Genomic DNA, 11,955 nt, shown 5'->3' with positions numbered 1-11,955 from the left:
CGCACAGCCCTGAATCAACGGGGAACTCCCGCGACGAAATGATGAGGAAAATTCGTGTCTCATTCTCTCCTGACGACTGAAGTAATGCATTCTCCCTATGAGCGGTTGGTTTCGCTTGGCATAACTTTGCCTCCGCCGCCACCGCCCATCGCGAATTTTGTCACGTATGTGCAGGAGGGCAATATCCTTTACCTTTCAGGTCAGGGGCCTAGGGAAGAGAGTGGGCATTTGCGTGCGGGCAAGGTTGGTGGCGATATCGGCGTGGATCAAGCCTATCAGGATGCCCGACTAACGGGCATCAATCTGCTGGCTGTCATGCATGAGGCGCTTGGCGACCTTTCCCGCGTGAAACGCGTGGTGAAGCTCTTGGGTATGGTCAATGCCGTGCCGGACTTTGAATTGCATCCCAATGTCATCAATGGCTGCTCTGATCTTTTCATCGAAGTGTTTGGTACTGCCGGACAACATGCGCGTTCAGCCGTCGGCTTGGGTTCCTTGCCGGGCAATATCACGGTTGAAATCGAAGCGATCGTCGCCCTGAACGACTAGGACAGCGTCAATGATTCCGCCAGCCCATCAGCTTTTCGATCTTCGCCGCCGAAGCTCGCACCTGACTGGTGTAGTGGCTTTCGTCGGAAAGCACTTTCTGTTCAGGAAGCACGATGGAGATCGTCGCAACGCATTGTCCATCGCGGTCGCAAATCGGGGACGCAATACAGGCAACCGCATAGTCGGATTCTGCAATCTGGATCGAGAGCCGTTCGTCAAACGCTTTCGCTGCTGCCTCCGAAAGACTTGTGGCATCGACTTCGGCTCGACCTGTGGGGGAAGTCCGGGCGCAGCGCTTGAAAAGCTCGATCCGTTCATTTTCCGCCAAATGCCCGACCAGAAGGCGGCCGGATGCAGTCCAGTTCAAGGGTACTCTTGTGCCGACACGCGAGGCAACCTGAAATGGGCTTGGCCCGTCCGCCATGGCGAGAACAAGCATATGGTCCCCATCCCGGCCGCAGAGTTGTACCGCTTCGTTTGTTTCGCGGCACAGATCGTGCATCTCGTGCGTGGCGACGCTCATGAAATCAAGCGACCGCGCGTAAGCAAGACCATAATGATAGAGCCGCGCACCGAGCCAGATCGCACCGTCCGCGTTGCGGGCGAGCATGTTCTTTTCAACGAGATCATCGATGGTCACATACACGGTCGACAAAGGTGCCTTGATCGCTTTCGCAATCGCATAGGGACCAGCCGGAGCACCGGTTTCATAAAGATAATCAATCACCTGCAACGCACGATCTATACCGCTCACGCGCGAGCGGCGTGACGACTTGGTTTCGGTGTCATCCGCAGGGGATGTTTCGGTGGGGATAGCGGCTGACGATAGTCTCAATCAAGTGCTCCGTGTGAAATTCGAGAAGTTATTACATTATTATGGCATAAATGTCGATGCCTGAGACAGTGAAAGAAATGGGAGAATTGAAATGACTGATGATATCCGCCGCAAGATCGGGCTTCGGCCAGTCATCAATGTTTCCGGGACGATGACATCGCTCGGCGCATCCATCGTCGTGCCGGAGGCAATAGAGGCGATGGCGGCGATCCTGCCTCACTTCGTCGAGATCAATGATCTCCAGCGCAAGGCAAGTGAAGTGATAGCCCGACTGACAGGCGGCGAAGCTGGTTTCGTCACGGCGTCTTGCTCGTCAGGCATTACGCTCGCCGTGGCCGGTGCGATGACAGGCAATAATCTTCTCGCAATTGAGAAATTGCCGGACGCCACACCGGAAAGGAATGAAATCCTTGTGCAGACTGGCCATGTGGTCAGTTATGGCGCTCCGGTCGATCAGGCCATCCGGCTTGCGGGAGGCAAAGTCGTCCTGATCGGACAGGCGACATCGACCCATCGCTATCACATGGAAAATGCGATTACCGAAAAGACGGCTGCGGCGGTTTATGTCGTATCACACCACGTCGTCGACTATGGCCTTCTGCATCTAAGCGAGTTCGTCGAGATCGCGCATGCCAAGGGCGTGCCCGTGATAGTGGATGCTGCATCTGAATACGACCTGAAGCTGTTTCTGAAAAACGGCGCTGACATCGCAATCTATTCGGGACACAAGTTTCTGGGTGGTCCGACATCCGGCATCGTTGCAGGCAAGAAGGAACTTGTCCGCAATGCTTTCCTGCAAAATCTCGGTATCGGGCGCGGAATGAAAGTTGGCAAAGAGAGCATTTACGGCGTTATGGCAGCACTGGAAGCATGGGAAATGCGCGACCATGCCGCAATCCGAGAGAGGGAGACCGGCTATCTGGAACTGTGGAAGAAGACGCTGGATGGCCGTCCCGGTATCACAGCACTGATCGAACCAGATCCCACAAACAACCCGCTCGACCGCCTGCGGGTGGTCGTATCGCCAGCTGATGCCCGCACCACAGCTTGGGATTTGGTAACCGCTCTTGCGCGGGGCAACCCGCCGATCATCACCCGTGACCATGAGGTAGAGCACAACTATTTCTATCTTGACCCCTGCAATCTCCATCCAAGTCAGGAAACCATCGTTGCTCAACGGTTGGGCGAGGAACTCGACAAAGCCCGGGCATCGAACGAGCTTATCGCCACGCCCTTTGAGGAGCGAAGCAAGCATCGCTTTGACGGTTTGCTGCGTTGGCCGGATTGATGGCCGGAAGGGTCTAAAGGAAAGTGGAGGAACATCATGATGGCTGAGAATATTGGACCGGTAGGCAAAAACGAACCTGTTTTATCCGTTCGAGGACTGACCACGTCTTTTATGGCCGATGGTAACTGGAAACCGGTTGTCAACGATGTTTCCTTCGATGTTCATCCTGGAGAAACGGTGGCAATCGTCGGGGAGTCCGGCTCTGGCAAGAGTGTTACTTCGCTGTCGATCATGCGCCTTCTGCAGAAGGATACGAGCCGCATCGAAGGCAGTATCAGGCTGGGAGATCGTGAGCTTCTGACACTCCCGGAAGAAAAAATGCGCCAGATACGTGGCAAAGAAATCGCTATGATCTTTCAGGAGCCGATGACGAGCCTCAATCCGCTCTTCACGATCGGGGACCAGATTTCGGAAGCACTGCTCTGTCATTCACAAATGTCCAAGGCAGATGCGCGCGCTGAAACGGTCCGCTTGCTTGAAAAGGTCCGCATTTCATCCGCAGCCTCCCGCTTGGATGAATATCCGCATCGTTTTTCGGGTGGTATGCGTCAGCGCGTCATGATCGCAATGGCTCTGGCATCAAAACCCAAACTGCTGATCGCGGATGAACCGACAACGGCCCTGGATGTGACTATTCAGGGGCAGATACTCGATCTTATCAAGACGCTACAGGAAGAAGAGGGAACGTCTGTTCTTTTCATCACACATGATATGGGCGTGGTGGCTGAAATATCGGATCGTACTGTCGTCATGTTTCGTGGCAGGCAGGTTGAGACAGGAAAGACAGCGGATATTTTCCGGCAGAACAAGCACCCCTATACGCGAGCACTTTTGTCGGCGGTTCCTGTACTTGGAACAATGCGGGGTCGTCAACATCCCCTGCGGTTTCCGATAGTAGACAATGCGACCGGCCTTTCGGAAAAGCCAGTCGAGGTGGCAGATACGGTAGATGAGGCCGATGGGCCCGTCCTTGAAGTCAAAGGCCTTACCAAGCGCTTTGAGATTTATTCGGGCTTCATGGCCCGCTTGAGCGGACGTGTTCACGCAGTTGAAAATGTGTCCTTTGACCTTCGTAGAGGCGAAACTCTCTCGCTGGTTGGCGAGAGCGGGTGCGGAAAATCGACGACCGGGCGAGCCGTCATGCGACTGACCGAACCGGATTCCGGTGAAGTCCTCGTTGAAGGGCGCAATATTCTGACCCTCGACAAGCAGGCCATGCGCGAGATGCGTCGAACAGTCCAGATGATCTTTCAGGATCCCTATGCATCATTGAACCCGCGCATGACGGTGGGAGCCGCTATCGCGGAACCTTACGTTGAACACCGGCTGGGTAGCGCAAAGGAAGCGAAGGAAGTTGTTGCAGACATGCTGGAAAAGGTTGGCCTGACGCCGGATATGGCAAAGCGGTATCCGCATGAATTTTCCGGTGGGCAAAGGCAGCGTATCTGTATTGCGCGTGCACTGGCCTTAAAGCCGAAAGTTATCGTTGCCGATGAAAGCGTCTCTGCACTTGATGTTTCAATCAAGGCACAGGTCATCAATCTCATGCTCGATCTGCAGCAGGACCTTGATCTAGCATTCTTGTTCATTTCCCATGATATGGCCGTTGTAGAACGTGTAAGCCACCGTGTGGCAGTTATGTATCTGGGCGAAATCGTTGAGATTGGTCCGAGGTCGGCAGTATTCGATAATCCCCAACATGACTATACACGCAGGTTGATGGCGGCAGTCCCGGTTCCTGATCCTGATCGGCGCAAGTCCGTGCTTTCAAACGAAGGGGGAGAGCTCAAGAGCCCAATCCGTCCTGCGAATTTCGTGGTGCCTTTGCGTGAATATCGAGAGGTATCGCCGCAACACTTCGTTGCGTTCTAGGGCGATCATGTTTGAAAGACTATGTTTCTCTTGTGCAGAAGAATGAATGCGAGGTTTGCAGCGCGAATATTTGAACTGCAGAGCAGATTTTCTTCGGCTGTACAGGAACACATTACATTCCAATAGCAAATAACACACGTTACGCTCACTGGCCCAAAACGGAGCAAACAGAATGACTCGTGTTCTTAGAATTGCAGCAGCACAAATGGGTCCGGTCAATTCCGGTGAGCCACGCACTGAAACAGTTGGTCGGTTATTGGCTCTCCTTGATCTGGCGGCGGATGAAGGATGCGATGTCGCGGTCTTTCCGGAACTGGCACTGTCGACCTTTTTTCCCAGACTGTATCGTTTCGATATTTCCGATGCTGACGCTTTTTACGAGCACATTATGCCGAACTGTGATGTGCAGCCCTTGTTTGATCATGCCAAACGCCGCCGCATTGGCTTCAGCCTTGGTTATGCAGAGATTGCGAATGATGGTGAGAATACGCATCGTTACAACACCCAGATCCTTGTCGACAAAGATGGCCGCATTGTATCCAAGTATCGGAAAGTGCATCTGCCGGGGCATACCGATCATCGACCCGAGGATCCGTTCCAGAATCTCGAAAAATATTACTTCGAGGTCGGCAATCTAGGCTTCCCAGTGGTAGACGCCTTCGGCGGTCGGATAGGCATGTGCATTTGCAATGACCGAAGGTGGCCAGAAACCTATCGCATGATGGGCTTGCAAGGCGTCGAGCTAATCGTGCTGGGATATACGACACCAGTTTATAATCCACGAGCAAAGCAAACCCCCGAACTGCGCATGTTTCAAAGTAGGCTGTGTATGCAGGCAGGTGCGTATCAAAACTCCACGTTCGTCGTGGGTGTGGCCAAAGCTGGCAAGGAAGATGGCGTCGACCTAATGGGGGGATCATGCATCATACATCCGGATGGTCGCGTTATCGCCGAGACAACCGGGCTGGATGATGAGATAGCGTTCGCGGATTGCGACTTGGACGATTGTGTTAATGGCAAAATGGAGGAGTTCAACTTCGAGCGCAATCGGCGGCCCGAGTTATACAACGGTCTGCTCACACCTCACGGAAGCTTTCGGTAACACTTAGACGTGAGTTTGAATCCAATTCGGCTAACACCGTGAGAAAAATTTACTGGAGACGCCACAAGGGCTGAACGGGAGCACCGTATCAATACGACGCAGACCCTCCCAGCGCGGCGTTCTTCATCAGCGCGCTACAACTAGTTGCTTTCGCGTCCGGCATCGTAAATCATTCCGACATCCCGCTAGTGCCCGTCCAATGCATCAAATCCTGAACGAGGCTCGGATCTTGCGCAGGCGCGCATTTCAAGGAATCGGAACTGTATGGTTTTGCATTGGGCCTTTGCGTTCGTCACGATCAGGCGCGGCACTGGAAACGTCTGACGATCAGCCTGGTGCCTGTCTGGCTTGGCGCAGAGCCGAAATCTGGAGCACCGCGAACAATGCGACAGCCAGCGCCTGTGCAACGACAAAGGCGACACGCCAAACATGTTCGGCTCCGCCACGCTGGCGAGGAGAATGGCGAAACTGGCAAGCACTCACGCTACATTTAACAATACGATATCGAAAAGCACGACGCGCGAAGCGTTCTCGCGTCCTGCCAGCACAGCAAGCAACGCCACAAAGGGAACAGCATCACTCCCGCCCAGAACAGCCGCGGGACCGGCAAGTCGAGGAATGGCCCAAGCATTTGCGCGCCTGCTACCATCAACAGGGCGGCTGCGCCGGAAATCACGGCATCGAGCCGAAGAGTGGTCTTCAGGAAGGGAGTCATCGGAACGGTCATGATTTTCTCCGTGGGTGAAATTCGGATCGGACCTCCAAACCGAACCGTCCGATGGTGGTTCACACAGAAAAGACCTTGCTAAACGGGCCGTTCCACATATGCAACAGAACCATCAGAAACTGTTGCGTTCGTGATAGGTGCGCAGGAAGCTCTGAATACGGGCGTCTTCGGGTTGATGTAGAATCCGGGCAGGAGCGTCCACGCCCACCAGTTCGCCCTTTTCCATGAAGGCCACCTGATCGGCGACATGGGCCGCAAACCCCATTTCATGGGTTACCACGACCATGGTCATTCCTTCAGCAGCAAGCGTCTTCATCACGCTCAGCACTTCACCAACCAGTTCAGGATCGAGCGCCGATGTAGGCTCGTCGAATAACATCAGTCGCGGCTCCATGGCGATGGCGCGGGCGATGGCCACCCGCTGCTGCTGGCCGCCGGACAGGCGGGAAGGAAAGCTGGCTGTCTTGTCAGACAGTCCCACTTTTCTCAATGCCTCGGCAGCGCGGGCCTCTGCTTCCGCCCTCGGCAGGCCACGTACGCGCAGCAGTCCCTCGGCGACATTCTGAAGCGCGGTCATGTGCGGCCACAGATTGAACTGCTGGAACACCATGCCGATGGAGCGGCGCATCTCCCGCAGCTTGCTGGCCGGCATCTTGCGACCGCCTGGGCTGACATAACCGATCATCTGCCCATCGATGCTGATTTCGCCGGAATCATATTCCTCCAGAAAATTGATGCAGCGCAGCAGCGTGGACTTGCCCGAGCCTGACGGCCCAATCAGACAGGTGACCTTGCCGGGCAGGATAGACAAGTTCACATCTTTCAGCGCATGAAAGGGGCCGTAGAATTTGTTGACCTTGCGGATCTCGACGGATGACGCGGCAAGCATCTTACGTCCTTTCAACCAGATGTTTCGTTATGCGCGCTTCCAGCCAGCGGCCGGCGCGTGAGATTGTCTCGACCAGTGCCCAGAAAAACAGCGCCAATACGAGATTTGCTTCGAGATAGCGGAAGGTTTCCGTGGACATGCGCTGCACAGAATACATGAGTTCAGGCACCGTGATGATCGACAGGATCACAGTTTCCTTGGTCAGAATGATCGAGAAATTGACCAGTGCAGGTAGGGCCGAGACGAGGCCGAGCGGCAGGAGAATCCGACGCACGATGGTTGGTTCCGACATGCCGATGGCTCGGGCGGCCTCAAGCTGTCCCACCGGCACGGCGAGGAAGCCGGCGCGGAAGATTTCGGCGAAATAGGGGCTGCCGTAGACCGTCAGGCCCACAAGCCCCGCAGTCAGCGCCTCGAGCCGCAATCCGATCAGCGGGCCGCCATAATAGAGAACGAAGAGCTGCACGAGAAAGGGAGTGCCGCGAATGATCTCGATATAGGCCTGGATCAGCCAGGACACCGGGCGCGGCCCGTAGCGCTGCACGAGCGCGATGACAAGACCCAGCGCCATGCCAAAGAGAGTACCCAGCGCCCAGCACAGGATCGTCAGCGCAAAGCCGTTCGATAGGATGGGCCAATATTGTTGCAGGATCGTCAGGCTCATGTGGCGCTCATCCTGTGTTCGAGATAGCGCCCCAGTGCGGCGAGGCAAAGATTGATGAGCAGATAGATGCACGCGGCTGCAACATACACTTCCAGAGGACGGAAAGTGGTAGCCGCCTGTGCCTGGCTGGCGCGTGTGACTTCCAGTATGCCGACCACGGAAACCAGCGACGAAGCCTTGACCAGCAGGATCATCTCATTGACTAGGGCAGGCAGTGAAAGCCTGGCCGCCTGCGGCAGGATGATCCGGGTCCAGATGTCGCGCGGACCCATGCCGATGGCGGTTGCGGCTTCGGCCTGTCCGGGGGGCAAGGCGATGATCGCACCGCGCCAGATTTCCGAAACATAGGCGCTGGAACAGATGCCGACCGTAACCACGGCGGCGACCAGCGCGGGAACATTGATGCCGATGACGGGCAGAAGATAATAGCAAAGCAGAAGCTGCACCAGCAGCGGCACCCCGCGCAGAAAACTCACCCAGAGTGCAGCAAACCTGCGCAGCCAGACTCTACGGGAAAGTGCCGCCGCGCAGATCAGCGCGCCGATCACCAGTCCCAGTCCGATGCCCAGCAAGGATATCAGCAGCGTGAAACGCGCCGCCCAGAAGAGCGGCCCGAAGCTGGCCAGAAAGGTCGAGGTGGAAAACATCGCTGCTCCGTTTGGTGGCGGGCAGGATTGCTCCTGCCCGCATGTCGTATCACTTGGTCGGAACTTCGCGAGGCAGTTCGGTATAGGTGCCCAGCCATTTCTCCTGAATAGTCTTGATGCGGCCGTCATCCGTCATCTTGAGAATCGCGTCATTCACTGCCTTGATGAAGCTTGCACTGTCGGCGTCCTTGCGAGCCACCCAGGCGAAGTAGGTCGGATTGCCGAAGGTCGGCTTGTCAAACATCGCGAAGGTTTCCGGCCGTGTCTTCACCAGATAGGTGAGGTTGGGCAAGGAGCCGGCGACGGCATCCAGACGTCCGGCCGCCAGGTCGGCATAAGCCTCGTCGGTGGTCCCGTATTCCTTAACGGTCACGCCGCCGAGCTTCTCACCAAAAGCCTGCAACTGCTTGAACTGAGCCGTGCCCTGCTGGACGCCGACGGTCTTGCCCTTGATGTCCTCTGGCTTCTTCATTTCGGTGTTGCTGGCGGCATGCACCAGCGCCACCGTGGCGTCGGCGATCGGCAGGCTGAAGGCGTAGCGTTCGAGACGCTCGGGGGTGATGGTGACGGGCGCGATCACGATATCAAACTTCTTCACCTCGAGACCGGGAAGTTCCGCAGTCCACGGAATATCCTGGTAAACCGGCTCTGCGCCGAGTTCCTTGGCGACGCCGTCGAAGAGATCCTTCGTCATACCTTCATACGTGCCGTTGGTCAGCATGTCGAACGGCGCATAGTGCATATCGGTGGCTGTTTCAATCTTGCCCTTCGCCTTGATATCCGACAGCTGATCGGCCATTGCAGGCATGGTCAAGCCCAGCACGGCGATACCGAGGAGGGCGGATTTCAATGTTCCCGAAAACGTCATTTTATTTTCTCCCAGATAAACTGCGTGGCGATGTTCGCCCTACAGAACGTTATTAAGCACATTTCACGTGGTGCCGGATATGGCCGCTCACAGAAAAGTCGGGCGAGATGATAACCAACCCCCGTCAGGCCAGCATATTGCCGGAGATGATCATGCGCTGGATTTCGCTGGACCCTTCATAGATACGCATAATGCGCAGGTCTCGATTGATCCGCTCTATGGGGAAATCACGCGTATAACCGTAACCGCCATGTATTTGCAGCGCTATATCAGCTATTTTCCCGGCTGCTTCGGAAGCGCCGAGCTTGGCCATGGATGCTGCCAGCGAAAAGCGTCCACCATGGTGATGCGCCAGATCGCGCTGGCGCGAGGCTTCCTGCGACAGCAAAAGTGCAGAATGATATGCAAGGGCCATATCGGCAATCATCCATCGAATGCCCTGCCGTTCCGACAGCGGCATGCCGCCGATGATGCGTTCTTTCGCATAGGCGATGGCAGCATTCATCGCCGCGCCAGCAAGGCCGAGACATTGGGCGGCCACTTCAATGCGGCCATTGTCGAGCACTTGCATGGCAGTGCGAAAGCCCTTACCCTCTTCACCGAGCAAAGCATGTTCGGGAAGCGTGCAGTCCAGATTGAGCGTGAAGACATGGCCGCCTTTGAGGCCCATTGTCTTCTCGGCCGGACCCGCCTCGAAACCGGGGGTATCCTTCGGCAGAATAAAAGCAGAAATACCTCGATGCGCCTTTGCAGGATCAGTCACTGCATAAACCACAATGAAGTCGGCCACACCGCCGTTCGAAATAAAGCACTTTGTGCCTTTGAGATGCCAGCCGCCTTCTATTCGCCTGGCACGTGTCTTCATGTCTGCAGGATCGGAGCCTGCTGTCGGCTCGGTGAGCGCGAAGGCGGCGAGCGCTTCCCCGCTGGCAGCTTTGGGCAACCACTCCTGTTTCTGAGCCTCGGTGCCGCCGATCAGAATGGAATCGGTTGCCAGATAATGCGCTGTCAGTGCCGAGGCGGTGGACCCGCAGGCGGCAGCCACGATCGACACGGCTCGCAACAGAGCGGGCGCGGAAATGCCGCTGCCGCCATAGGCTTCCGGCAAGTTGGCTCCCATCATGCCTGCTTCGCCGAGCGTGGCGATCTGCCGGTCGACAAAGCGCGATGTCTCGTCGGTCTCTGCCGCCAGCGGCGCAATTTTGTCAGCACATATCCGCTCCAGCACATCGCAGAACAGGCTCTCTTCTTCGGCCAGCATATGCCAAGGATCATTGAACTGCGTCATGCGCGCTCCTTCAGTCCGAATTCCTTCAACACCGTTGCGATGTCGCCGCCAAGTCGTGGTGCGGCGGTCGCAGCGACGGGCTTGTGTCCATTGAAACGAACGGGCTGTCCAACCACTGGAACCTCGCCAAGAACCGAATGGGCAAGCTGGGTGACAAGGCTGCGTGCGGTGGCATGTTCATTGTCGGCGGCCTGCGCGATGTTCCAGATTGGCGCCGCTGGCAGACCTTCCGCTGCCAGCGCAGACACCGCGTCTTCAGTGGTCAGGCTGCCCGACCATTCCTCGATGAGTGCCTTGAGTGCCGGTTCATGCTCGGTACGGCTGCTGTCGCTGGCAAAACGCGGATCTTCAGCAATCTCGGGTTTGCCCATCAGTTTTGCCAGTTTTCCGAACTGCCCTCCGTTCAGCACTGCGATTACCACCTCGCCGTCACTTGTCTTGAAACAGCCGAAAGGCGTGGATATCGGATGTCGGTTGCCAACACGGCTTGGCAGAACGCCGCTGTAGAAATGCTGGGCGTGGCTGGTGGTCAACATCGAAAACAGCGCGTCATACATGGCAACATCGAGCGTCGCGCCATGCCCCGTTGCATTGCGCTGAACCAGTGCGGCCATAATCGACCAGCTAGCAAACAGGCCCGCGATCAGATCGGCGATGCTTTCGCCGGTTTTCAGTGGCGCGCCGCCTTCCTCGCCGGTCGCTGTCATCAAGCCGGACATGGCCTGCACCACCAGGTCATAGGCTGGAAGGTCCCTGAACGGTCCCTCCTGTCCGAAACCGGAAATGGAACAATAGATGAGCCGGGGATTGGCTTCGCGCAGGGCGGCTGCGCCAAGTCCCAGCCGGGCGGCAACGCCCGGACGGAAATTTTCGACAACTACGTCCACGCGCGCCGCGAGCGTCTGCGCCAGTTCCAGGTCAGCTTGGTTTTTAAGATCGAGTGCTATGCTTTTTTTGCCGCGATTGTTGAGCGTGAACAAGGCACTTTCACCCTCCTTGAACGGCCCGACATGTCGATAGTCGTCGCCGGAAAGTGGTTCCAGCTTGATGATTTCCGCGCCCAGATCGGCGAGTAGTGCCGTGCAATACGGCCCCGCGAGAACGCGGGACAGATCGAGCACTCGGATTCCGGTCAGCGGGCCGCTCATATTTTCAACTCCCGGCCCGGGATTTCGGTCCGTTCGGCTCGGTCGTCTTCGAGAATGATGGAAGTACGTTCTGCAGGG

At 56.5% G+C, this 11,955-nt stretch carries 12 protein-coding genes; 4 read left to right on the top strand and 8 right to left on the bottom strand.

Going from position 1 to position 11,955, the window contains the following annotated elements; all coding sequences use genetic code 11:
* Nucleotides 1-84 precede the first annotated feature (84 nt).
* A complete protein-coding gene (locus tag AC0TOF_RS07430) occupies nt 85-549 on the top strand; it encodes a RidA family protein (RefSeq protein ID WP_473767878.1) in 465 nt (154 codons plus the stop codon).
* A 7-nt stretch (nt 550-556) separates the two neighbouring features.
* Here the strand turns inward: AC0TOF_RS07430 and AC0TOF_RS07425 are convergent, their stop codons facing one another.
* A complete protein-coding gene (locus AC0TOF_RS07425) occupies nt 557-1,384 on the bottom strand; it encodes an IclR family transcriptional regulator (RefSeq protein WP_473767723.1) in 828 nt (275 codons plus the stop codon).
* 91 nt (nt 1,385-1,475) lie between these two features.
* Between AC0TOF_RS07425 and AC0TOF_RS07420 the strand changes: the two genes are divergently transcribed.
* The 3 genes from AC0TOF_RS07420 to AC0TOF_RS07410 all read left to right on the top strand — a co-directional run bounded on the left by AC0TOF_RS07420 (nt 1,476) and on the right by AC0TOF_RS07410 (nt 5,646).
* Nucleotides 1,476-2,672, top strand: coding sequence for an aminotransferase class V-fold PLP-dependent enzyme (locus AC0TOF_RS07420; RefSeq protein ID WP_473767722.1), 1,197 nt, complete (start codon nt 1,476-1,478; stop codon nt 2,670-2,672).
* A gap of 36 nt (nt 2,673-2,708) precedes the next feature.
* The gene (locus AC0TOF_RS07415) at nt 2,709-4,544 is read left to right on the top strand and encodes an ABC transporter ATP-binding protein (protein ID WP_473767721.1); all 1,836 of its coding nucleotides are present in this window, start codon (nt 2,709-2,711) and stop codon (nt 4,542-4,544) included.
* A gap of 172 nt (nt 4,545-4,716) precedes the next feature.
* On the top strand, nt 4,717-5,646 hold the full coding sequence (locus AC0TOF_RS07410) for an N-carbamoyl-D-amino-acid hydrolase (protein ID WP_473767720.1): 930 nt from the start codon (nt 4,717-4,719) through the stop codon (nt 5,644-5,646).
* Between the two features lie 490 nt (nt 5,647-6,136).
* Here AC0TOF_RS07410 and AC0TOF_RS07405 read toward each other — a convergent pair whose 3' ends face one another.
* The 7 genes from AC0TOF_RS07405 to AC0TOF_RS07375 form a co-directional block, all read right to left on the bottom strand.
* Nucleotides 6,137-6,373 (bottom strand): hypothetical protein, encoded by a 237-nt coding sequence (locus AC0TOF_RS07405; protein ID WP_473767719.1) that lies wholly within the window; start codon nt 6,371-6,373, stop codon nt 6,137-6,139.
* 112 nt (nt 6,374-6,485) lie between these two features.
* Entirely contained in the window at nt 6,486-7,262 is a 777-nt protein-coding gene (locus AC0TOF_RS07400; protein WP_473767877.1) for an amino acid ABC transporter ATP-binding protein, read from the bottom strand.
* 1 nt (nt 7,263) lies between these two features.
* On the bottom strand, nt 7,264-7,926 hold the full coding sequence (locus AC0TOF_RS07395) for an amino acid ABC transporter permease (RefSeq protein WP_473767718.1): 663 nt from the start codon (nt 7,924-7,926) through the stop codon (nt 7,264-7,266).
* Entirely contained in the window at nt 7,923-8,573 is a 651-nt protein-coding gene (locus AC0TOF_RS07390) for an amino acid ABC transporter permease (protein WP_112670922.1), read from the bottom strand. Before AC0TOF_RS07390 ends, AC0TOF_RS07395 begins: the two co-directional genes overlap by 4 nt.
* Before the next feature lie 49 nt (nt 8,574-8,622).
* The gene (locus tag AC0TOF_RS07385) at nt 8,623-9,441 is read right to left on the bottom strand and encodes a transporter substrate-binding domain-containing protein (RefSeq protein WP_122000837.1); all 819 of its coding nucleotides are present in this window, start codon (nt 9,439-9,441) and stop codon (nt 8,623-8,625) included.
* A gap of 124 nt (nt 9,442-9,565) precedes the next feature.
* Complete coding sequence (locus AC0TOF_RS07380; protein ID WP_473767717.1) at nt 9,566-10,729, bottom strand: acyl-CoA dehydrogenase family protein; 1,164 nt, start codon at nt 10,727-10,729, stop codon at nt 9,566-9,568.
* Nucleotides 10,726-11,877, bottom strand: coding sequence for a CaiB/BaiF CoA transferase family protein (locus AC0TOF_RS07375; protein ID WP_473767716.1), 1,152 nt, complete (start codon nt 11,875-11,877; stop codon nt 10,726-10,728). The genes AC0TOF_RS07380 and AC0TOF_RS07375 overlap by 4 nt, the downstream gene beginning before the upstream one ends.
* Nucleotides 11,878-11,955 lie beyond the last annotated feature (78 nt).

The sequence above is a fragment of the Ochrobactrum sp. PL_is501 genome (assembly GCF_055816895.1).
Note: the sequence above shows the minus strand (reverse complement) of the source record. Positions and strands in the feature narration are given on the sequence as shown.